This is a genomic window from Gluconobacter sp. R75690 (assembly GCF_015244525.1).
In the GTDB taxonomy this organism is placed as follows: domain Bacteria; phylum Pseudomonadota; class Alphaproteobacteria; order Acetobacterales; family Acetobacteraceae; genus Gluconobacter; species Gluconobacter potus.
Window position 1 is genome coordinate 19,223 of sequence record NZ_JABCQB010000006.1, and the last position, 21,121, is coordinate 40,343.

Here is a 21,121-nt window from a genome sequence, read left to right on the forward strand (position 1 = left end):
CGTTATTTATTTTAATTTTTACTCCATACCTGGTTCCCCAATGCCTCACATCCGTGGATGTTCATGTCTTCTGACGAAACGCCTGAGATGGTTTCCGAAAGGGATTTGCAAATGTGAAGATGTCTTCATTTCTCTGCAGACCATAAAATACGGAAAAGAACAGGCTTCATTAATATTAAATAGAAACAGGTATTTCTGTATTATTTTTCGAATTAAAGTAAGTCATTTTACAAAATATACTCCATCGTCAAAGGGAATTATTTCCATTAATGGCAAACAATAAATAAACACCATCAATCGATTGTGAGTATCTGTTTTGTGATGCTTGCTCACGGAACCAGAACAGATGTCTGCAAGAGACTCACTCTGACGAACGGAAAGATCAGCTCTTCTGATCCGGATGCAGGCCGGAGCAACGGTTGATCAATCATGACGGGTGTGGTCCGTTAGCGCTGATCCGGGCTGACCGAAGCGGGTGACAGGCCGCAGCCCAATGACAGGTAACGCGTCCGGACAGTCGTGATCCTTATGGAAAAACGCTGCTGACGTTTTGAAATTATGGAATTTTTCGTGCAATCCGTCTCCGCTGATCTCCCATCCCGCTATACGCCTTCGACGCGCCTCCGCGTTTTTGCCGGTCTGATCCTGACCATGATCATGGCGGCGCTCGATCAGAGCATTGTCTCCACGGCACTTCCTACGGTCGTCAGCGATCTGGGCGGTCTGGCCCACATGTCGTGGGTGGTGACGGCCTTCATGCTGACATCGACGATTGCCACCCCCCTGTACGGCAAGCTTTCCGACATGTTCGGCAGACGCCCCCTGCTCGGGTTCAGCATCGGGGCCTTCCTGCTGGCTTCGCTTCTGTGCGGGGTGGCCCAGAGCATGTGGCAGCTGATCCTGTTCCGGGGATTTCAGGGGATCGGAGCCGGCGGGTTGATGACCCTGTCCCAGACCGTGATCGGCGACATGGTCACACCGCAGCAGCGCGGCCGGTATCAGGGCCTCTTTACCGGCGCTTTCGCCGTCAGCAGCGTGACCGGCCCATTTCTTGGCGGCGTACTGACCAGCGCCCTTTCATGGCGCTGGGTCTTTCTGGTCAATCTTCCTGTCGGACTTCTGGCCTTTACGCTGATCATGCTGAGCCTGCCCTCTGGTGGCGCTGAAAAAAGGCCGCGTATTGATTATCTGGGGGCCGCGCTTCTGGGGATTGCGACAGCCGGCTTTCTGCTTCTGTTCAATTCCCTCGGAACCGCCCTGTCCTGGACATCTCCCCTCACCCTGCTTCTGCTGACAGGAAGCACGGCGGTTTTCCTGCTGTTTCTCTGGCAGGAACGGCGCGCACCTGAACCTCTCGTCAGTCTTGGCTTGTTGCGGATTGCGGATTTTTCCGTCTGCGTGGCGGCAACGGGGATCATGTCGTTTGCCATGATGGGGTCGATGATTTTCCTGCCGCTCTATTATCAGCTCGTCCTGGGGGAAACTCCCGCGACTTCAGGCCTGATGATGCTGCCGCAGGTCGGCACCATGATGATCAGTTCGATCCTGGGCGGTTATGTCTCATCGAGGACGCAGCGTTACGAACTCCTGCTCGTGATTGGTGTCGGTATCGAGTTTCTGGCCCTCGCCCTGATTGCGCTGTGTGCCCGTCATGGTGCGCCCGCGCTCTCGTTCCTTCTGAGCCTTGGATGCCTGGGAGTCGGGATGGGCATTGGCATGCCCAATGCGACGGTCATCATCCAGAACTCCGTTCCAGGAAACATGCTGGGGATCGCCACAGCCATGATGGCATTCATCCGCTCCTTGGGCGGATCGCTTGGCGTGGCGCTTTCAGGGGGCGTGATGGCCCTGATGCTGCGAAACAGCCTGAATGCCCTCCCCGAAAAGATCGATGTGCCCACATTTCTGGAAAACGGCATGGCCGCCATCCAGACGCTTTCTCCCGCCCTGCATGAACAGGTGAAGGCGGCCTACAAGACGTCGATCAGCGCGAGCCTGACCGTCAGCAGCAGCTTCATGTTCCTCGCCTTTATGCTGATCGTGGGACTGATGGCACGCAAGAAACTGAATGCAGGAAACTCCGGAAACGACCAGACCGCATAGGCTTCAGGTCCGCTCCTCCCCTTACGTCCGAGACTGACAGAAGCCGCCTGGTTTCCCGCTTTTCTTAACGCGGAAGAAACATGTCGCCGCGATACTGCAGCGGTTCTTTCGATCGGGCTGACATAAAAATTCCACAGGCCTGCAAGGATCACACTCTTGCGAGACTGAACCGTCTCGTCTACTGACAGCAGACCATCCTGACGCCACTCAGACACCCGCAAGGAGACATGGCATGGCTACGAAACGTTATGGAGGACGGCCTGATACCAGGATGTCCGAAGAACTTGATGCCCTGATCCTCCAGACGGCCGTGCATCTGTTCGGCGAAAAAGGATATGCCGCGACCTCCATGGAGCAGATCGCCGCCGTCGCGCAGGTGGGCAAACAGACCATCTACCGGCGTCATGCCTCCAAGGAGATCCTGTTCAAGACGGTCATCACCGAACTCGGACAGAGCCTTCTCGGAGCCGCGGCTCCTCCCGAGGACATGGTCTCCGCCGACCCTCTTCTGGCCCTGCGCCAGACCATGCGCATGCTGATCGATCTCGTGCTGCAACCCGATACCATCGCGCTGAGCCGAACCTTCATCGCCGAAGGATGGCGTTTTCCCGATCTGGTCGAACATGCGGGGGCCCATGTCTTCGAACCGCTGGAAAAGCTCACGTTCAAGCTTCTGGGTGAGGTCGAAAAAGCCGGTCTGCTGAACAGGACCTGTGGTTGCGAGGAGACATCCCGGATGCTCTCCGCCCTTCTTCTGAGCTGGCCCCACCAGCAGAGGCTCTTCGGACGGATGGTTCTCGCAACGCCCCAGGAGCGCGACCAGTATCTTGAGCAGACCTGGAACGCCGTCATGAGCGGAATCCTCGTCTCCCCCCAGGCCAGCACGGCGGAGACGTCCCGATGAGAGCTTCTGCCGGCAGATTGCCCGTCATGCTGGGCAGCAGCCTTCTGCTTGTTCTGGCAGGCTGTCACAAGAAAGAACCGGCTCCAGACATCCGTCCCGTCCGTTCCATGGTGGTGCAGCCCGTTGACAGCACAGCCGGCGAACCCCTGACGGGTCAGGTTGCTCCGCACCGCACCGTGACCCTGTCGTTCCGCCTGCCCGGCAAGATCGTTGAACGCAGCGTCAGCGTCGGCAGTGCCGTTCATGCCGGAGAGGTCGTAGCCCGCCTGGACGAAGTGGGCGCGACGCAGACCCTGCAAGCCGCGACCGCAGACGTAGAAGCCGCAAAGGCCGACCTCATCCAGATGGAAGCGCTCCGTAAACGCGCTGTCGCCCTTCTCCCGGTACAGGCCATTTCACGCAACGAGTATGACGACGTCATCCGCCGCTACCATACGGCCCAGAGCACGATCCAGTCCGCTCAGGCCCGCATGCGGATTGCGCGGGAAGGCGTTGAACACACAGGCCTGACGGCTGATTCCGACGGGATCATCACGGACCGTCTGGCGGAAGTCGGGGAAGTCGTTGCTGCGGGCCAGCCCGTCCTGCGCATGGCGCAGAGTGGCGAGCGTGACATCCAGTTCGATATTCCGGCCTCCCTTGTGCGCGCAACCGGCCTGATGGGACGGACATTTTCGGTCTGCCTCGACGCCGAGCCCCGGCTCTGTACGACGGCAAATCTTTATGAACTCGCACCCGATGCCGATCCCCTGACCCGGACCTACCGGGCCAAGGCGCTTCTGCAGTCCCCACCTGTGGACATGACTTTAGGATCGGTCGTGGTCGGTCGCATGACGCTGACGGACCGTCGGGAAATCCGCCTGCCCCCTTCGGCCCTTACGGCACAGGACGGCAAGCCCGCCGTCTGGGTCGTCGCTGCCGACACATCGACCGTTGCCCTGAGACAGATCGAAATTGCCAGCTACACCGCCACGGATGTGCTCGTCTCATCCGGACTGAACGCCGGGGACCGCGTCGTCACGGCCGGTGTGCAGGCGCTCTATCCGAACCAGAAGGTCACGCTGCTGAATGACGCCGATGTCCGCCCCTGAGTCTCCGGCCCCCGGTGGTGTGAACCTGTCGCGCTGGTCGATCAATCATCGTGCGCTCGTTCTTTTCTTCATGATCCTGATCGGTGTGGCGGGCTTCAGGTCCTATTTCGCACTGGGGCGGAACGAGGATCCGCCGTTCACCGTCAAGACCATGGTCGTGCAGGCCATGCTTCCCGGTGCTTCCGTCGAGGAAACGGCCCATCTTCTGACAGATCCCATCGAAAAGAAGCTGCAGGAAACGCCCTACTTCGACTACGTCAAAAGCTACACGGTCGCGGGGAAAACCACGATCCTGCTCAACCTGCAGTCGGGGACGCCCAAGGCCAAGGTTCCGGACATCTGGTACCAGGTCCGCAAAAAAGTGGGAGATCTCAAGGTTTTCCTGCCCTCCACAACCGCGGGTCCATTTTTCAATGACGAGTTCGGCGACACATTCGGCATCATCTATGCCTTCACGGCCCAGGGTTTTTCCCATCGTGACCTGAGGGATTACGTCGAAACGGTCCGCGACGAACTGCTGCACGTCCCCGATGTCGCCAAGATCGAGACGCTGGGCGCGCAGGACGAGAAAATCTATGTCGATCTGTCCAGCCACCATCTGTCCCGGCTGGGGATCAACAGTGCGATGATCGCATCGTCGCTTCTGGCGCAGAACGTCCTCATGCCTTCCGGCACGCTCGATACCGGAACGGAGCAGATCCGGATCCAGCCCACCGGGCAGTTCAGTTCGGTGCAGGACATTGAGAACGTCACGGTCTATGCGGGAAGCCGCAAAATTCGGCTGGGAGACATCGCCACCGTTACCCGCTCCTATTCCGATCCTCCGCAGACAATGTTCCGCGTGAACGGACAGGACGCCATCGGTCTGGCGATTTCTATGAGTTCCGGCGGCAACGTCCTTGCGATGGAAAAGAACATTTCCGCCACGATGACGAAGCTGCATGCGCGGATGCCTGTCGGGATTGAGGCCCATCTCGTCGCCAACCAGCCCAAGGTCGTGAAAGACGCTGTCGGTGACTTCACGGAAGCCCTTTTCGAGGCCATCGCCATCGTGCTGGGCATCAGCTTCCTCAGCCTTGGCGGCCGCGCGGGAACTGTGGTGGCCTTCTGTATCCCCTTCGTCCTCGCCGTCGTCTTCACCTGCATGGAAATCTTCGGGATCGACCTTCAGCGTGTCTCCCTGGGGGCGCTGATCATCGCGCTCGGCCTGCTCGTGGATGATGCCATGATCACCGTCGAAAGCATGGTCAGCAAGCTGGAGGAAGGCTGGACCCGTGCACGGGCCGCGACCTTCGCCTATACATCCACGGCCTTCCCCATGCTGACGGGCACACTGGTGACGATCGCGGGCTTTGTGCCGGTCGGTTTCGCGCACAGTATCGCGGGCGAATACACGTTCTCGCTGTTTGCCGTGGTGGGCATCGCGCTGGTCGTCTCTTGGTTCGTGGCCGTTCTGGTCGCGCCGCTGATCGGGATCACGATCCTGCGCGAACATCCCGAAGCGACGACCGGAACCGCAACGCCCCGTCCTCCCGGGCGGATCCTGACCACGTTCCGGCGTTTCCTGCTGCTGTCGATGCATCATCCGCGGGTAACGGTTTTTACCAGCCTCGGCGCGCTCGCTGTGGCCCTGCTCCTGCTGCCGCTTGTACCAAAGCAGTTCTTCCCGGCCTCGGACCGTCCAGAGCTGCTCGTCAACCTGTCGCTGCGACAGGGATCTTCAATCACGGCCACGGCGGATGTCTCCCGCAAGCTGGACGCCCTGCTGCGCAACGATCCCGATATCGACCACTGGAGTTCCTATGTCGGTCGCGGCGCCATCCGCTTCTATCTGTCGATTGACGAACAGCTTCCCAACGATTTCTTCACCCAGACCGTAATCGTCGCCAAGGACGCCGCGGCGCGCGAACGTGTCCGCCATCGTCTCGACGAGGCCCTGAGCCGACAGTTCCCGGACATCGTGCATGGCCTGTTCGCCCTGGAACTCGGACCGCCCGTGGGCTGGCCCGTGCAGTATCGCATCAGCGGCCGCGACCCGGACCGGGTCCGCGACTATGCACAGCAGGTCGCGCGGATCATGGACGAGAGCCATAATCTGCGCCTGATCAACTTCGACTGGGGCGATCCCGCGCGGAAACTGAGGATCGATGTCCGTCAGGAAGACGCCCGGCGACTGGGGCTCTCCTCGTCCGCCATTGCCCTGGCCATCAATTCCACGGTCACCGGCATGACCGTCACGCAGCTGCGTGACAGCATCTATCTCGTCGATGTTGTCTTACGGGCCAGCAGGGACGAGCGCCTGTCGATCGAACAGCTGCGAAATCTCGATATCCGCCTCCCGAACGATCTGACCGTTCCCCTGTCTTCCGTGGCCACAGTCTCCTATGTGGAAGATTACCCCCTGATCTGGCGCCGTGACCGCCTGCCGACCATGACGGTCCAGGCCCAGCTCCAGAACAACATACAGCCCGATGCCGCGGTCTCCGCACTGGCCTCCAGAATGGCCGCATTCAATGCCAGCCTGCCGCCCGGCTATCATCTTGCGGTCGGCGGAACGGTTGAGGAAAGCGCGAAGTCCCAGGGGTCCGTGGTCGCGGTCATGCCGGTCATGCTCCTGATCATGATGGCGGTGCTGATGATCCAGCTTCAGAGTTTCAAGCGCCTCGCGCTGGTCCTGAGTGTTGCGCCGTTCGGCCTGATCGGTGTTGTCGCCTCCCTCCTGATCTCGCAGCATCCGATGGGCTTCATCGCCATGCTGGGTCTTGTGGCGCTGGTCGGGATGATCATCCGCAACTCGGTCATTCTCGTCCACCAGATCGAGATCGAGCAGCAGGCCGGCAAGTCGGAATGGGACGCGGTGGTCGATGCCGCCATGATCCGGTTCCGACCCATCATGCTGACGGCCGTGGCCGCCATTCTCGGCATGCTCCCGATCGCATCGAGCGTCTTCTGGGGGCCTATGGCCGATGTCATCATGGGTGGCCTGGCCGTTGCCACGGTCCTGACCCTGATCTTCCTGCCGTCGCTTTACGTCATCTGGTTCCGTGTCCGCGAACCCACCCCCAATCCGGCAGAAGGAGCCGCATGATGCGCAGATGGCTTCTCTTTGCCCCGCTGCTTCTGGCGGGATGTTCCTGGCTGGCACCGGATTACAAACGCCCCGCGATGCCCCTTCCCGCAACATGGCCGGGAGCCGCCGCCGTGGCGCGCGATGACCGCACATGGTGGCACAGCTATGGCGATCCGGTTCTCGACCAGCTCGTCCAGACTGCCCTGCGTGACAGTGACGATATTGCCCTGGCCGGCAACCGCCTGATGCAGGCCAGAGCCCAATACGGCTATGCTTTCGCCAACCAGCTTCCCATGCTGTCGATTGCGGGAGCCGATGCCTACGGACAGTTCGCGAACGGACGGGTCAGCGCCCTGAACCAGAGCCTCCATTTTCCGAACAAGACCAGCAATCTCGGGTTTGTCGGCGGAATGCTCACTTATGAACTCGATCTGTGGGGCAAGAACGCCAGTCTCAGCAACGCGGCGAAAGCCGGAGTTCATGCCGGCGTCTATGCGATGGATGCAGCACGTCTCTCCGTCGTCGCGGGTGTGGCGAAACTCTATTTCAGCCTGCGCGCGCTGGATGAGGACGTCGCCCTTCTGAAACAGACCGCCCAGACACAGGACGATCTCCTGGCACTGGTCCAACGACAATACGACGTGGGTGCCACGGATGCCCTCACCCTTGAGAGCGTGAAGGAACGGCGCGATACCGTCCACGAACTCCTGCCGGACATGGAAGACCAGCGCGACCGGGCTGAAAGCGCTCTCGCGGTCCTGATCGGCCAGTCCCCGCAGAGCATCATCCAGAACGAACTTCCCTGCGGCCGGAATATCGGGGACATGACCGTCCCGGAAGCGACCCCGTCCCTTCTGCCCTCGGAACTGCTTGAGCGCCGGCCCGATATCGCCATGCACGAACAGATGCTGATGGCGAGCAATTTCAATATCGGCTTCGCACGGGCGGCCTACTTCCCGTCGATCTCCCTGGCCTCCCTTGCGGGCGTGAATAACGTCGATATCGATAACCTGTACCGGGCTACGGGTCGCGCATGGACACTGGGGGCGGCCATGGCGGCGCCGGTTCTGGATTTCGGACGCACGGAAAGTGGCGTCCGGCTCGCAAAAGCCGGGAAGAATGAGCAGGTGATCCTCTACCAGCAGTCCATCCGCTCCGCCTTCAAGGAAGTGCGGGACGCCATTCTGGCGCAGAAGACCGCCGCAGACCGCGAAGGCGACACCACCTCCCGGGTAGCGTCGGACGAGCACCGTCTGCACCTTACGACGCTGCGGCTTGAAAATGGCTACGCCAGCCGGATCGACCTCCTGACCGCACAGGCCATCGTCCAGCAGGCACGGCTCGCACAGGTCTCGGCAAGGATCCAGCGGCTGAACGCCTCGGTCGATCTCTACAAGGCGACCGGCGGCGGATTTCATGTCCCTGCCCGGCAGGCAGCAGTTCGCCCATGAAAAAGGCCCTGTTTTCTCTTGTCGCGCTCCTCTGTCTGGAAGGCTGTGCCTCTCCCATCTCCGTCCGGCAGCTTTCCCTGACATCCGCCTATCAGGACCGGAACCAGAGCGCCCTTGCGGGAGGTCGCCTCACCAATCTGACGCGCACGGTCCTGCAACGCGAGAACCTGCTTCCCCTGTGGAACGCCCATCCTGCTCAGGCGCTGCTTGCCCTGCAGGACCGGACCCGGAAACATTTCTATACCAGCACGCTGGACGATCAGCTTTTCGCCCTGGCGGAGCTGAACTACCTGCAGGGACGGCGCCATCAGGACCGCGCGGCTTATATGGCTGCCGCGCTTTATGCCTATGCCTATATCAATCCGGACGCCCCTGCAGACGAGCGCCCCAGCCCTTACGATCCCCACCTGCGGCAGGCCTGCGACCTGTACATGTTCGGCCTGACCGAGGCTCTGGGAACACCGGTCAATCTGGTCTCACAGGAATGGCGCCTCTCCTCCGGTCCCGTGACCCTTTACGTCGACCCCGGACAGCTCCGATGGCATGGACATGATGTCACCGATATCCGTCCCGTCTCCCGCCTTGCGGTCAGTGGGATTGAAAACACCTATCGCCAGAAAGGCCTGGGCGAACCCGTAGGAGCACTGCCCCGTCTGACCGCGCAGGAAAACAAATCCTTCCAGATTGCCAATTCGCTGCGCGTACCGATGAACCTGATGCTGGTCATGAGCGCTCCCCGGCAGCAGATCCTTTCGGACCATGTCTCGGCCAGCCTTCGGCTGACCCCCATTGATCAGACCATCGTAGGACAGACGGCGCCGCTCCAGTTCGACCAGACGACCGCCCGTGCCGAAAGCCTGAATGACGCGATGGACTGGTCCGTCGAATATCGCGGTTTCCTCGACGGGCGCCTGTTCAACAAAGGCGATCACCCGCAACTGCTGACCATCGAGCCTCATCAGTATGGGCACCGGCCGGTTGTGCTCGTGCATGGCACGGCGTCCAGCGCGGCGCGATGGGCGAGCATGGTCAATGACCTGATGGAAGACACAACCATCAGAAATCATTATGAATTCTGGTTCTTTTCCTACGCGACGGGAAACCCCATTCCCTATTCCGCGCTTCAGCTTCGCCAAGCGCTGGAAAAAGCCGTGGCCCAGCTTGGTGGCGCGAAGGCAGATCCTGCCCTGGGAAAAATGACCCTGATTGGACACAGCCAAGGTGGCCTGCTGGCCAAGATGCTGGTTGTGAATGCGGGAGACAGGCTCTGGAACGGCATGATCTCCATTCCGTTGGACCGCCTGAAACTACGCCCGCGCGATGAGACTCTGCTGCGTGATGCCCTGTTTCCGACCCCGCTTCCCGAGGCCCGCAGCGTCGTCTTCATTTCCACGCCCCAGCATGGAAGCTATATCGCCGGACTGTCCGTGGCGCAGCTGGTCGGTCGGCTCGTAACATTTCCTGTCTCTGTTCAGGAGACTGTACGCGCGGTGTTCGCGAGCTCGCCGGAAATCCGCAAGCTGAACATGCGGCCCTGGCGCGTCGGCAGCGTATATGGCATGTCTCCACGCAGCTCGTTCATCCGGTCTCTGGCGGCTATTCCCGTCGCTTCGGACGTCGAGAGCCATTCGATCATCCCGGTTCTGGGGGATGGTCCCCTGAAAACCGCCGATGACGGCGTGGTCATGTACGAAAGCGCCCATATTCCGGATGTGCAGTCGGAACTGGTGGTACGTCATTCCGGCCATTCGACCCAGTCCAACCCGGTCACAACCGCAGAAGTCCGCCGCATCCTGATCAGGCAGCTCGAAGAGGACGGAACAGTTCCACCCGAAACCGACAAGGGCGGAAAAGGAACGGTTACCTCTCTGGGGGGCACCTATATTCCCCTTGAACAGGCGCACGCCCAGTGAACCCACAAATGCCATCCCGCTGGCAACGGGTCCGAAAGATCATGGGTCTGGCGGGACTTGTCCTGTTCGTCCTCTTTGGAACGGCCGCGCTTTATTATTCGACGCTTGAGCCGGACGGACTTCGCATTGCCCTGACGGTTCTTTTCCCGCTCCTTGTTGCCGGCGCGTCCCGTCTGCCAAACAGGCTGGCCTCCCGGGCCGGTGTTGGGACGCTGTGTGGCGCACTTGGCATCTGGTATCTCACTGACCCACCGCGCAATGACCGGGAATGGCAGGGGGAATATGCCGTCCCCGCTGATGTCACGATGGATGGAAGCTTCGCCCATATCCGGAATATCCGGAACTTCATCTACCGGACCACGCAGGACTACACCCCCCGTTATTACGACGCGACATACAACCTGGACGACCTTTCATCCGTCGATCTCGTCACGTCCTACTGGGCTGGCAATGCCATTGCGCATGTCTTTCTGAGCTTCGGCTTTCGTGATGGGCGGCATGTCGCCATGTCCATCGAGACCCGCCGCCAGAAGAAATTCCAGTATTCGACAATTGCCGGCTTTTTCCACCATTACGAGATTTTCTACGTCACAGCCGACGAACGGGACCTCATTGGTGTGCGGACGGATGTCCGGCATGAGCGCGTCTATCTCTATCGTCTTACGCTATCGCCTGCGGAACGCAGAAGGCTGTTCGAGAGCTATCTGCGGGAAATCCACACACTGGTCCAACACCCGGCATGGTATAATACCCTGACCGACAACTGTACGACGGGCATCCTGACCCGGGCGCAGGCCCGACTGCGCTACCGGCTGGACTGGCGTGTCCTGCTCAGCGGATACACCGCGTCGCTGGCCTATGATCTCGGGCTTCTCGATACCAGGATTCCGTTTCCAGAACTCAAGGCCCAGAGCCGTATCCAGCGCCCCGCCAATGCCTCGCCGGATGCGGATTATTCAGAGGAAATTCGCAGCAAACCTCATGAGATAAATGACCCGGCGGACTGACTTCTGTCATGCCCGCCAATGTCCCTCCGGTTCTCAGGCGTCCCTCCTTTTTCCCCGCTCGACGCACCAAGCCACCGCCAGAAGCATGAGGGTGCCAATCGAACAGAGGACCAGGGGTGATAATGCGGCACCCGCAAAAAACAGGATCACAAATCCACCCAGTCCCACCAGATGCCAGACAGACCACCTGGACGTCACAATCCATCCGTAAATACAGCTTCCGGAAAGATAGAGGATCGGCCCCGCGATCATGACAGAAAGCGCGGGGCCTGACACGGCCTCAAGGGGATTTTCCAGAAGGATATCCATACCCACAGCCGTCACGATAATGCCGGCGATGAGGATGGCATGAATATAATGAAAATATGCCCCCAGGCGCCCGGGATCGGAAGAATGCTTGATGGCATGTTCGGCCTGTCTGATTGAAGTGCCGAAATAAAGCCACCACATGGCGACCGTACACAGGAAGCTCACACAGAACCCAAGTAAAACCGGCGCTGTCCACTGCTCTGCCCGCGCCATGGACAATCCGGAAGCCATGATGGTCTCGCCCAGCGCCACCATGACGAAAAGCTGACATCGCTCCACGAGATGGCTGCCCGAAATCGTCCAGTCGGACGTACGTGACCGCCCGAGAAACGGAAGCCAGAAGCCGAGCATGGGAGAGACGTATTCGCACAGAACTGCCATGCTCCAGAACACGAGACGCAGGTTGGAAGAGTAAAATGCACCAATGATCCAGAATGTACTGCTGATCAGGTTCCAGACAAGAATCCGCTGATAATTCGGGAGGAGCGCATGGTTGCGGGGCAATCTGCACACCACAAAGGTCGACCTCCCCGTCTGCATGACCGTGTAGCAGAGGGCAAAATTCAGCCCTCTTGCTCCGAATGCCTCCGGAGCAGCCGCGCCACATAAGAGAGCAAGCGCCATGGATGCAAACAGGACACAACGTAACGAGGCAGAGCGTGGGTCGAACCAGTTGGTGATCCAACCCGTATACTGCCATCCCAGCCAGGCCGCGAACCACAGAACAAGCGTCTGGAGGAAGCCCATCCCACCAAGATGATGCAGCAGCCCGTGACTGATCTGGGTAACAAGGAAAACATAAATCAGATCGAAGAACAGTTCTTCGGTCGTAACCTCAACCTGCCCGCTCTCAGGCTGCCTGAGAAACGAATAGCCTGCCCTGTTCTGAAAAATCACTGCAACATCCTGCCTGCAAGCATAAACCCAGCCCTTAAACTATAGATCAAAGGCAGGCTTGTCTTCTGTAACTCACGGGAAAGAAGAACAAGGGTACATCCGCACTACGGAGACGATTCAGCCGCAAGTTCTGCTTCCGGGCCCGGAGACTGCGCCAGAACTCCGCTGCCAATCCATGCCGTCAGCCCCGCAAGGAGAGACTGCATGTTGCGCTGCGTCTGTTCAAACCCGGCGCCAGGCTTGAGCGTCGCGGTATTCAGATAAAGGGATCGGCAGATCTCCAGTTGGACGGCATGAATATTCTGATTGGGGCGCCCGTAATGCTGCGTAATATACCCGCCGGCATAGGGAACATTCCGACGAACGGAATACCCCAGGCTTCCGAGCATGTTTTCAATCATGTCCGGCAGACCGGGAACGCAGCTTCGGCCATGGACATCCCCCAGCACGATATCGCACGATCGCGCATAAGGCAGTCTGGGCATGGAATGTGCTTCCAGAAGAATGGCATAGCCGAAACGCGCCCTCATTTCGCTCAGGAGCGCCGCAAGAGCCTCGTGATAGGGCAGCCATGCCGCGGCAATCCGGTCCTTTATCTCCGAGAGATGAAGGGGCTGTCCGTAAACCTGCCGTCCCTGCGACACATAGCGCGGAATAACCCCGAACCCCGCCTTGACCTTGGCCGTGAGCAGGACCTCGTCATCGGGCGGTGGCGGATCAAACATTTCCGCATCCACTTCGCGCCAGTCGCGATTCACATCGCACCATACACGGGGAAACTCGGCGCAGATCAGCGTCGCGCCGAAATCAGGTGCGTTTTCAAACAACCGATCCACAAACCGGTCTTCGCTCTGCTGCAGTTCATGAAAGGAGAGCGAGGCACTGTCGAGAAAATCCGATGGATAATTCCGTCCGGAATGCGGAGACGAGACAAGCAGAGGAATCGCAGTATTCCGCGGTCGATTCACTCTGAAGGACGTCAGTGGCACAGGAAGTTGCATATTTTTTTCATATTTAGTCCCACAGGGGGTTGCAAGGTTTTCCGGACACAGCTAGAAACCGCCTCACCGGACCGGGGGCGCATAGCTCAGCGGTAGAGCACTACCTTGACATGGTAGGGGTCACAGGTTCAATCCCTGTTGCGCCCACCACTCGGTCCGGTAAGAAACCCCTTGAAAATTAAGCATCTTTTCTTCGACGTCGCTATCGATTTATCGGATCGCACGCTTCGGACTATGTCGCCTCATGACGGCTGAAGCTACTCCTTCTCGAGCAATTCGGTGCAAAATCCGTGCACCCTTCACGGCATCGTGGCCGCTCATGCGAATCGACCGAGGCTGGTTCAGCCACCGATGCCGAGCCATTCCATGATCTCATCCCGATAAGCGTCCGGCATCACCTTGGCGTAGCGCGTCACCGTCGTGATGTTGCCCCATCCCCCGTCAGCCTTGAGACGCATCAGATCCTTGTGCAAACAGTATTGCCAGCTCGCCCATGTGTGGCGGGCATCATGCGGGGTGACGTCCGGGACGAATACGCTCTTCGGTTTCTCCTGTCCCTTGGGTGTCCATACGCGCATGTGCCCCGGCAGGCCCGCTTTGCGACACGCCACTGACCATCCGGACTTGATCTGGCCGCCGCTGGTCCGCCCGTTTTCCGAATAGGCCTCCCCGATCTCCCTGCCCTTCCCGTTTCTCGACTTCCGGGCACGAACAGGACGAAACACGCGGCCATCCCGGTTCGGGAGAGAAGCCAGTGATTCGCAGACACGGGGTGGCAGATCGATATGCCGCTCGTTTCCCTGCTTCTGCCAGACGACAGCCCGTTTTCCCTTCAGGTCGACGCAGGCCCAGTCCAGCTCGAGAGCCTCTGACATGCGGGCACCGGTTCCGAACAGGAAGACCAGCAACGGCTTCAGGTGCGGTGCCGCATTATCGATCAGGTCCGTCACCTGCTCGGGCCTGAGATAAACTGTCCGGCTCATCGGAATGCGCGGCTTGTCGAAGGCCGGACGCTCGCACCACCTCCGGATAGCGGCAAATTCCAGGACAGAGCGCAAAGGCGTGAGAACCGACCTGACTTTTGTGGCAGGACTGGCCTCGGCACCATCGCGCAGAATGTGCCGATAAGCCTGATCGAGCGCGGTCTGGTCGATATCTGCCAGGCGCGTGGTGCCGAAATGGTCCAGTAGACGGCGAAGATAGGCCTTTGTCGCTTCGGAACGCGGCTCTGCTTCGACATAGGCAGCGACCGCATGGGCAAAGGTTACAACGGCCCGCTTGCCATAGATGCTTTCCTGCCAGAGTTCGGCTTCGCGCTTCGCCCTGTATTCTTCTGCCTGTTGGGGGTCAGAAGTTCCTGAGCTTTCATAAACGCTCTGTCCTTTGACGGTTCCGCGAACGTAGTAGGTTTCCGACCGGCCGCGTTTGAAGAGTTTGAGGGGCATTCCAGGCTCAGTAGCAGGCGTTTGAAATCCGCCGGATAAAAGATGATGCGGTGACCCCAACGACGATGCGTCGGACCACCATGAAATTCCTTCACGCGCCTCAAGTGCGCATGGAGCTTTGTGCGCCCAACACGGCCCTTGAGACGCATCAGAACGTCCTGAAGGGTCAGGGTTTCTTCAAGAGGCTCACTCACCGCTTGCTCCTTTCCCGACAAGAACCGCATCCTCGGCGGCCGTGACAGCTGCGTATGGCGTGGCGCTCTGCGCAATGTACTGCTTAACCAGCGAGATAATTCCTGCTGACCAGAGTAACATCTGCCGGGAGCGACGGCCCTTGATTGGCGCATCGTCCAGCTTCATCAGCTTGGCGATCCGGCGCATGTCCGCAAAGGTGCGCCCCATCCCGGCCAGTTTCGGCTGAGGAGCTGACGAGACCGCAACCGGGCTGCCCCCGGCTTCCAGTTCCATCCAGCGCCGGACGATCTTGAGCCGGAGATCCGAGCGGTATCCGGCGACGAGCGTGATGGTCAGGTCCTTGGGGAGATTGTAGCAGCGGTATTCCTGACCATTCTGCTCGTTTCGGTAGGTCTCCTCAAAGTTGAGGAGACCCTCTCCAACGTCGTTCAGCATCTTCTCGATGTCTCGGACAACGTTATCATGACGCTTCCCCGTGACCTCCGCGATCTCGCGGCTGGACATGGTGAGCGATTGGGTCTGTGCGAAAAGATCCGTGTTCATGCTTCAACTCCCATGGCGGCCATGTGCTTCTCGCGAGCCAGTTCGGTCCGCCGGGAAGCCGCTGCCTCGATAAACTCATTCAGGAATGTCCGGACTTGCACGGCTGAGTAGCCGCGCCGTTCCCAGTTTGTGCCCAGATCGGTCATGGTCTTCCGCGCTGCGGCGAGAAAAACTGCGTCAGTCGCATGCCGGGTCTGTTCTGCCATGAGCCTGCCCTGCATCCCGGCTGTGAGCGCGGGAAAGTCCAGGCGCGGCAGGCATTCAGAGATATGCCGCAGGCTCATGCCGCACCGGCCGTCTTGCGGACGAGATCTGCGATTAATGTGGCAAGCAAGGGACGTTCTATTTCCGGGCTACTTTCCGGGAGGACAACGTTCCAGCCGCCATTCATGTAGAGGTCATAGACCTGAGCTTTTGCACGCAACCCCGCTTCAGTCCGAGCAGGAATTCGCTGAACACGAATGGCCAGAACGTCACGCTCTGTACCAAGGGTGGCATTGATTTCGTCTTCGCCTTCATCGCCCGGCAAGGCATTGATCGCGTCCTGCCAGGCCTTCTCCACACGGCAGAAATCCTTGCAGACCTGGAGAAGCTCTGCGTCGATATGATTGTCGGCCCAGATGACGCGCAACGGACCAGCATCCCTCATGGGAGTCTTGACGGCACGCGCACTCAGCCACCATTCACGCCTGGCCAGGTCTTCCACGCGGGTAGGAATCCCAAAGGCCGGACCACGCGTGATAATCATCTCCTGAACCACGGAGCGGAGAGCGTGAGGTTTGATGGCATCGAGCTTTTGCAGCAGGGCAGCATCGCCCTGCCCTTGCTGAGCGTAGATTTCTACAAGACCCTGCGGCGTCAGACGGAAGGCATGCTTCTTCTCGATCGCCAGTTCGACCAGATACTCCTCGTAATAGGGCATCCAGTCCGGTGTTTCTCCCGGTGTCACGCAGAAGGCATCCGCGCCGAGTGCGTCGAGATCTTGCCCGAAGATTCCGGCTGACAGACCGAGCAGACGTACCAGTCGCTCGGTATTGTTCATGGCGTCCGTCAGATCGAGGCCGGCTGGCCCCATGCTGTTTCGCATGTCCGAGATGCACACCATGAGTTCGACCAGTATATCGGCCGGGCTCTCGATGCTTGGAGGAGTATTCAGGATCTCGTCATAGAGATCGGCCTGTTTTTTATCGAGAATGTCGTATTCTTCGTCGCTGACACTGCCGGGTTCTTCGTACTTCCTGTTGCCTGCTCCGTAACATTCAGCGCAGGCCTTTGCATATTCCCGGCCGATATCGGACGCGAGCCGCGGGCTGCTGCCACTCAGAGCAGCGTCGAGCTGATCTTCGATGACCGGGCGGACAGCGTCAGAAGCCGTAATCTGGGCGCAGTTCGGGCGTGTGGTGGTTTCAACCATTTTCAGATTTCCTGTCTTTATTGGCCGTTGAGGCCGGTTTGTTCAGTCTTCGTCGTCAGGTATTTCGCCGAGCGTCATCTCGAAAACGGTGATGAGCCCGACTGCAAATTCCAGGCCATGTCGTTCCAGGGCGATAACAGCCAGATGCGATGTCACGGTGGCGATCGACAGCATCTCGGGCGGCAGGTTGTCGGGCGTGCCGGTTGAGGCCATCCAGCGTGCAAGCTGGTCAATCACATCCGTCACCATAGCCTTGACCAGTTCAGTCCTGCCCCCGCTCGGCATGGCTTCGGCGCTCATGACAGCCCCGTCGCGATCAGGGCCATCATGGAAAGCAGTGGGCGGAGAAACACCAGCAGAGAGGCTGGGGCGAGAAAGCTTGCGGCAATGAATGCCAGATCTTCAAACGTGGCCATGAGACCTCCGTGGGTGCAGTCACCCCGTATGGTAACCATAGAGGTCACCATTAAGTCAATATATAAAGTCCCCATGTGGGTGACTTTCTTTGACGGGAAGGCGCGGAGCCTCTCTCACTCCTTCCCGCCTGTGCTGTGTGGAAGCGCTATCCAGCCGCCCGGAAGTCATCGAGCACGGACTGAACCAACTCGAACCCCTCGCCCAGACCGTCCGGCCACAAGGCCTGCACGGCTTTCAGCTTGGCGTTCCGGCCCGAGGCCGTCCTGGCCGGCAGAGCTGCGATCTCGTCCATGAGCCGGACGTTCTCGCCTGCCAGACTGTCCGCATCCAGCGTCTGTCCACCGTCATACAGCCGGTCCCAGTCCGTATTCGTCGTGCAGAACCGATCGCACTTGGCAATCAACGCTGCATCTGGATTGGGCTGGGCCTGCTCGATCTGGTCCAAGGCCATGAGGGATGGCGGGACGACCGATCCCGAAGAGACATGCGTCATCATGCCGCCTCTCCCTCATCTCCGGTCCGAAGATGCGCGCCGGGCACGAGCCGGGCCAGCTTGACCAGACCCTGCGCCGTGATGCGGACCTGATCGGCCGCCTTCTCCGTGCCATCCGGACGGACGATGATCGTGGTCTTGTGCGTCAGGTCGCCGGCGTTGATGCGCTTCTGATAGGCCTGCCGGTTCGCACTCCCGGCCCGCTTGTAGGTCCACTCGTTCGTGTCCATCCAGCGGAACAGCGTCTGCGGACCGACCTGAAGTTCCTTGGCCGCTTCCGTGCCGTTGAACGTGCCTTCCAGACCGGCAATGCGATCCAGCGCATCTGCCTTCGGCTGAACCAGAGCAAGCTGGACCTTCTGCTTCTCGACCACGCTCTGAAGTCCGGCCAGCGCCCGCAGCGCGAGCTGCTCCGGCGTTTCAGGCGGCGCGATGGTGGCGGCTTCCAGTTCCATCCACCGGCGCACGATCTTCAGGCGAAGGTCAGAGCGGTATCCGGCGATGAGGGTGTAGGTCAGATCGCAGGGGAGATTGTAGCATTTCCGTTGCTCTCCCTTAGCGTCCAGATAGACGCCCCCAAATTTGGGGCGGTCGATTTCATTCTCATCCAGTATCTTTTCGATGTCACGGATCACATGGTCATGCCGCTTGCTTGTCAGCTCCGCAACCTCTCGGCTCGACATCGTCAACGGGGCAGTTCCGCCCATAATAAGGTTCACGCTCATGCCGCACCTCCGAAACTGATGCCAGCGTCCGGGAGGTAATGCTCTTCCCGCTCACGAGCCACGATCCCAAAGAGTGTCTGAGCCCGATCATTCGGAGACAGGTCTTTATGGATCTGCTGAAAAGCAGCGCAGGACCCTAGAGTATACTGCGCTTGGAAACGCTGGGGTAACGTTCCTTCGGTCTCCAGAGCTCCCATGATGCCCTGACAGATATAATGAGGAACAATGGTGGTCTGTCCGCCCGGCACACGGACAGTGCGAAGCGCATCACCGTATTCTCCCTTGCGCGTCATCTCGAGGAAATGCCGACGTGCCTGCCGGGAAAGCCCGGTTGCAGACAGAAGATCCTCATAAGAAGTCCAGGGCAAATCAACGCTGCCATTGGGCGGGCAAAAGAAGCGCACTGGCTTCTCGTTGATCTGATGAGCGTGTACCGGCGTTGAGTCCGGCACACACGACGTGCTACTCTGCGTCATCGCAGTGGTTTCCTTGTTCAGAGTCGCTGCTGAAGGCATTGGGGGTGGTCGCCAAACTGGCCCCTGATGCCTTTTTAAAGTGCATATCCTGTCTAAGCATGAAGACTATATAGCTTCCCATGCTTCGCTCAGTCTTAGACGCAATCTCTCGTAAATGATCGAGCACTTCCGTCGGAATACGAAGTTTGAAGCTTGGATCGGTATGTTTTGCCATATCTCCTTCCCGTGGTCCATGATGGACCACGAAAATGAACCACGAGTGGTTTATTGATGCAAGAGAAAAAATGGACCATGGTCCATTTATGGCTGCTACCGACCCTCAAATGAAGATCCGCCTTCCAGCTTTTCTCAAAGATGAGCTGAGCAAGCATGCCAAAAATCGTGGAATGTCAATGAATCAAGCGATTATTGATCTTCTCCAAGATGCTCTCGCGGAATTTCCAGCGGGCATTCCTAAACTAAAAGTAATCCCTGAAGACAATAGAAACGCCATAGAAAAAGAAATTGATTTTATTTCACTCAGAATTAACTCTTTAAATGATGATTTTTTTGAACTAACTAATTCCCTTAATAATTTAAATAAATTAGAAGATATAGAATCTCGTACATATAGAGGATATTTGATAAATCAGATTCTTGAAACCAACAATGAGTTAGAGGATTTAAATAAGAAATTAAGAATACTGGAAGCAAGACTTAAATCAATTTAGATAAATAGATGCACCTAAACGACCACTACTCCAATACCAAAGCGTCTCCGAAACTAGAGACCGGAGGCTTCTCAGAAAGCCCCAATAAGCGCCACTCTTGGAGAAGCATGATGGCCCGCACCGGCCTACATGAGATAATTTGACGCGAATCATATAGGTCTGCGCATAGTATGTTCTAGCAGTTTCTAATTCAGGCAGCGAGGAGGTCATTATCGTGCATATCGAAACCACTCCCCGCTTGGCTGATTTGCTATTACATATTGACGGTTTCTGCTTAAGCGAACTGCCATTGGATAGGGCAGGAGAATATATCAAACTACTGAGCCGTATGCTGGGTGCAAATAAAGAGATGCATCTTGTTTCGCTGCAAAATGGCTCTTTGCAAGCTGCGGTGAAAGTCGAGCCATCTGCACGTTCGAAGACTGATGAACGATTATATTTGGCCGGTCGTCCTAATGGAGGTGCGGCCCGGAAAGCTTTTGAGAAGCTGAACGATGCGATTGCCGAAGATGGTGGCAAAGGTCATTTACTCAATATCCCTGAAAACCGCGTTATACTAGCCTTTCCTGGACGTGATGAGGCTCAAGAGAATTTGCCATCTTTTTGGGAAGATGGAGCGATACGCGGAAAGCTGTCGTTATTAGGAGAGCGAGTAGATGGCCGTTATAGCGGCCAAATACGAGACCCTAAAAGCACGTATTCGTTTACTTGTTCGGAAGTTTTGGCTCACGCTTTGAGACCGCATTTGTGGGGAACTGTAGAGTTGGGTGGCCGAGGGAACTGGCAGCGCCAAACCGATGGAAAATGGAAGTTGATAAACTTTCAGGCGGGATCGTTCCGTGAACTGCAAAAAAACAATCTCTCCTTCATTCGAAGTGAAATATTGAATGAAGGAGGCTTTGGATTAAATAACGATGCAACCGAAATATTAAAGGATATCCGCTAATGTCTCGGAGG

20 protein-coding genes and 1 tRNA gene are annotated in these 21,121 nt (G+C 58.2%); 10 read left to right on the forward strand and 11 right to left on the reverse strand.

What is annotated here, in order from left to right; genetic code table 11:
• The first annotated feature begins 570 nt into the window (after positions 1 to 570).
• The 7 genes from HKD27_RS08740 to HKD27_RS08770 all read left to right on the forward strand — a co-directional run bounded on the left by HKD27_RS08740 (position 571) and on the right by HKD27_RS08770 (position 11,539).
• Positions 571 to 2,103, forward strand: a complete 1,533-nt coding sequence (locus HKD27_RS08740; RefSeq protein WP_194689213.1) for an MDR family MFS transporter — start codon at positions 571 to 573, stop codon at positions 2,101 to 2,103.
• A 232-nt stretch (positions 2,104 to 2,335) separates the two neighbouring features.
• Complete coding sequence (locus HKD27_RS08745) at positions 2,336 to 3,007, forward strand: TetR/AcrR family transcriptional regulator (RefSeq protein WP_228120710.1); 672 nt, start codon at positions 2,336 to 2,338, stop codon at positions 3,005 to 3,007.
• Positions 3,004 to 4,098, forward strand: coding sequence for an efflux RND transporter periplasmic adaptor subunit (locus HKD27_RS08750; protein ID WP_228518414.1), 1,095 nt, complete (start codon positions 3,004 to 3,006; stop codon positions 4,096 to 4,098). The genes HKD27_RS08745 and HKD27_RS08750 overlap by 4 nt, the downstream gene beginning before the upstream one ends.
• Positions 4,076 to 7,186: an efflux RND transporter permease subunit gene (locus HKD27_RS08755; protein WP_194689214.1), complete on the forward strand. Its 3,111-nt coding sequence runs from the start codon at positions 4,076 to 4,078 to the stop codon at positions 7,184 to 7,186. The genes HKD27_RS08750 and HKD27_RS08755 overlap by 23 nt, the downstream gene beginning before the upstream one ends.
• A complete protein-coding gene (locus HKD27_RS08760; RefSeq protein WP_194689215.1) occupies positions 7,183 to 8,619 on the forward strand; it encodes an efflux transporter outer membrane subunit in 1,437 nt (478 codons plus the stop codon). Before HKD27_RS08755 ends, HKD27_RS08760 begins: the two co-directional genes overlap by 4 nt.
• A complete protein-coding gene (locus HKD27_RS08765) occupies positions 8,616 to 10,532 on the forward strand; it encodes an alpha/beta fold hydrolase (RefSeq protein ID WP_194689216.1) in 1,917 nt (638 codons plus the stop codon). Before HKD27_RS08760 ends, HKD27_RS08765 begins: the two co-directional genes overlap by 4 nt.
• 8 nt (positions 10,533 to 10,540) lie before the next feature.
• Complete coding sequence (locus HKD27_RS08770) at positions 10,541 to 11,539, forward strand: DUF4105 domain-containing protein (protein ID WP_194689217.1); 999 nt, start codon at positions 10,541 to 10,543, stop codon at positions 11,537 to 11,539.
• A 33-nt stretch (positions 11,540 to 11,572) separates the two neighbouring features.
• Here the strand turns inward: HKD27_RS08770 and HKD27_RS08775 are convergent, their stop codons facing one another.
• Together HKD27_RS08775 and HKD27_RS08780 are read right to left on the reverse strand one after the other, a co-directional pair.
• Positions 11,573 to 12,745, reverse strand: a complete 1,173-nt coding sequence (locus HKD27_RS08775; RefSeq protein WP_194689218.1) for a low temperature requirement protein A — start codon at positions 12,743 to 12,745, stop codon at positions 11,573 to 11,575.
• Positions 12,746 to 12,849: 104 nt separating this feature from the next.
• Entirely contained in the window at positions 12,850 to 13,713 is an 864-nt protein-coding gene (locus tag HKD27_RS08780; RefSeq protein WP_338085582.1) for an N-formylglutamate amidohydrolase, read from the reverse strand.
• Positions 13,714 to 13,821: 108 nt separating this feature from the next.
• On the opposite strand from HKD27_RS08780, the gene HKD27_RS08785 reads away from it, so the two are divergent.
• Positions 13,822 to 13,896: transfer RNA gene (locus HKD27_RS08785), tRNA-Val, on the forward strand.
• Positions 13,897 to 14,087: 191 nt separating this feature from the next.
• Here the strand turns inward: HKD27_RS08785 and HKD27_RS08790 are convergent.
• The 9 genes from HKD27_RS08790 to HKD27_RS08830 form a co-directional block, all read right to left on the reverse strand.
• Positions 14,088 to 15,191, reverse strand: a complete 1,104-nt coding sequence (locus HKD27_RS08790) for a site-specific integrase (protein ID WP_194689219.1) — start codon at positions 15,189 to 15,191, stop codon at positions 14,088 to 14,090.
• A 186-nt stretch (positions 15,192 to 15,377) separates the two neighbouring features.
• A complete protein-coding gene (locus tag HKD27_RS08795; protein WP_194689220.1) occupies positions 15,378 to 15,929 on the reverse strand; it encodes a Rha family transcriptional regulator in 552 nt (183 codons plus the stop codon).
• Entirely contained in the window at positions 15,926 to 16,135 is a 210-nt protein-coding gene (locus tag HKD27_RS08800; RefSeq protein ID WP_194689221.1) for a hypothetical protein, read from the reverse strand. Before HKD27_RS08800 ends, HKD27_RS08795 begins: the two co-directional genes overlap by 4 nt.
• A gap of 74 nt (positions 16,136 to 16,209) precedes the next feature.
• On the reverse strand, positions 16,210 to 17,343 hold the full coding sequence (locus tag HKD27_RS08805; protein ID WP_194689222.1) for a hypothetical protein: 1,134 nt from the start codon (positions 17,341 to 17,343) through the stop codon (positions 16,210 to 16,212).
• Between the two features lie 42 nt (positions 17,344 to 17,385).
• The gene (locus HKD27_RS08810) at positions 17,386 to 17,643 is read right to left on the reverse strand and encodes a hypothetical protein (RefSeq protein WP_172493347.1); all 258 of its coding nucleotides are present in this window, start codon (positions 17,641 to 17,643) and stop codon (positions 17,386 to 17,388) included.
• A gap of 262 nt (positions 17,644 to 17,905) precedes the next feature.
• Positions 17,906 to 18,256, reverse strand: coding sequence for a hypothetical protein (locus tag HKD27_RS08815; RefSeq protein ID WP_194689223.1), 351 nt, complete (start codon positions 18,254 to 18,256; stop codon positions 17,906 to 17,908).
• Entirely contained in the window at positions 18,253 to 18,978 is a 726-nt protein-coding gene (locus tag HKD27_RS08820; RefSeq protein ID WP_194689224.1) for a phage regulatory protein/antirepressor Ant, read from the reverse strand. The genes HKD27_RS08815 and HKD27_RS08820 overlap by 4 nt, the downstream gene beginning before the upstream one ends.
• Complete coding sequence (locus HKD27_RS08825) at positions 18,975 to 19,454, reverse strand: hypothetical protein (protein WP_194689225.1); 480 nt, start codon at positions 19,452 to 19,454, stop codon at positions 18,975 to 18,977. Before HKD27_RS08825 ends, HKD27_RS08820 begins: the two co-directional genes overlap by 4 nt.
• A complete protein-coding gene (locus HKD27_RS08830) occupies positions 19,441 to 19,668 on the reverse strand; it encodes an Arc family DNA-binding protein (RefSeq protein ID WP_194689226.1) in 228 nt (75 codons plus the stop codon). The genes HKD27_RS08825 and HKD27_RS08830 overlap by 14 nt, the downstream gene beginning before the upstream one ends.
• 34 nt (positions 19,669 to 19,702) lie before the next feature.
• Here HKD27_RS08830 and HKD27_RS08835 point away from each other — a divergent pair, with 34 nt between their 5' ends.
• Together HKD27_RS08835 and HKD27_RS08840 are read left to right on the forward strand one after the other, a co-directional pair.
• Positions 19,703 to 20,164, forward strand: coding sequence for an Arc family DNA-binding protein (locus tag HKD27_RS08835; RefSeq protein ID WP_194689227.1), 462 nt, complete (start codon positions 19,703 to 19,705; stop codon positions 20,162 to 20,164).
• A gap of 214 nt (positions 20,165 to 20,378) precedes the next feature.
• On the forward strand, positions 20,379 to 21,110 hold the full coding sequence (locus HKD27_RS08840; protein WP_194689228.1) for a hypothetical protein: 732 nt from the start codon (positions 20,379 to 20,381) through the stop codon (positions 21,108 to 21,110).
• Positions 21,111 to 21,121 lie beyond the last annotated feature (11 nt).

Excerpts from the sequence above, each read along its gene's own strand:
- HKD27_RS08745 (WP_228120710.1), top strand. The coding sequence starts at position 2,336 with ATGGCTACGAAACGTTATGGAGGACGGCCTGATACCAGGATGTCCGAA.
- HKD27_RS08750 (WP_228518414.1), top strand. The coding sequence starts at position 3,004 with ATGAGAGCTTCTGCCGGCAGATTGCCCGTCATGCTGGGCAGCAGCCTT.
- HKD27_RS08755 (WP_194689214.1), top strand. The coding sequence starts at position 4,076 with ATGACGCCGATGTCCGCCCCTGAGTCTCCGGCCCCCGGTGGTGTGAAC.
- HKD27_RS08760 (WP_194689215.1), top strand. The coding sequence starts at position 7,183 with ATGATGCGCAGATGGCTTCTCTTTGCCCCGCTGCTTCTGGCGGGATGT.
- HKD27_RS08765 (WP_194689216.1), top strand. The coding sequence starts at position 8,616 with ATGAAAAAGGCCCTGTTTTCTCTTGTCGCGCTCCTCTGTCTGGAAGGC.
- HKD27_RS08770 (WP_194689217.1), top strand. The coding sequence starts at position 10,541 with ATGCCATCCCGCTGGCAACGGGTCCGAAAGATCATGGGTCTGGCGGGA.
- HKD27_RS08790 (WP_194689219.1), bottom strand. The coding sequence starts at position 15,191 with ATGCCCCTCAAACTCTTCAAACGCGGCCGGTCGGAAACCTACTACGTT.
- HKD27_RS08795 (WP_194689220.1), bottom strand. The coding sequence starts at position 15,929 with ATGAACACGGATCTTTTCGCACAGACCCAATCGCTCACCATGTCCAGC.
- HKD27_RS08800 (WP_194689221.1), bottom strand. The coding sequence starts at position 16,135 with ATGGCAGAACAGACCCGGCATGCGACTGACGCAGTTTTTCTCGCCGCA.
- HKD27_RS08805 (WP_194689222.1), bottom strand. The coding sequence starts at position 17,343 with ATGGTTGAAACCACCACACGCCCGAACTGCGCCCAGATTACGGCTTCT.
- HKD27_RS08810 (WP_172493347.1), bottom strand. The coding sequence starts at position 17,643 with ATGAGCGCCGAAGCCATGCCGAGCGGGGGCAGGACTGAACTGGTCAAG.
- HKD27_RS08815 (WP_194689223.1), bottom strand. The coding sequence starts at position 18,256 with ATGATGACGCATGTCTCTTCGGGATCGGTCGTCCCGCCATCCCTCATG.
- HKD27_RS08820 (WP_194689224.1), bottom strand. The coding sequence starts at position 18,978 with ATGAGCGTGAACCTTATTATGGGCGGAACTGCCCCGTTGACGATGTCG.
- HKD27_RS08825 (WP_194689225.1), bottom strand. The coding sequence starts at position 19,454 with ATGACGCAGAGTAGCACGTCGTGTGTGCCGGACTCAACGCCGGTACAC.
- HKD27_RS08830 (WP_194689226.1), bottom strand. The coding sequence starts at position 19,668 with ATGGCAAAACATACCGATCCAAGCTTCAAACTTCGTATTCCGACGGAA.
- HKD27_RS08835 (WP_194689227.1), top strand. The coding sequence starts at position 19,703 with ATGAACCACGAGTGGTTTATTGATGCAAGAGAAAAAATGGACCATGGT.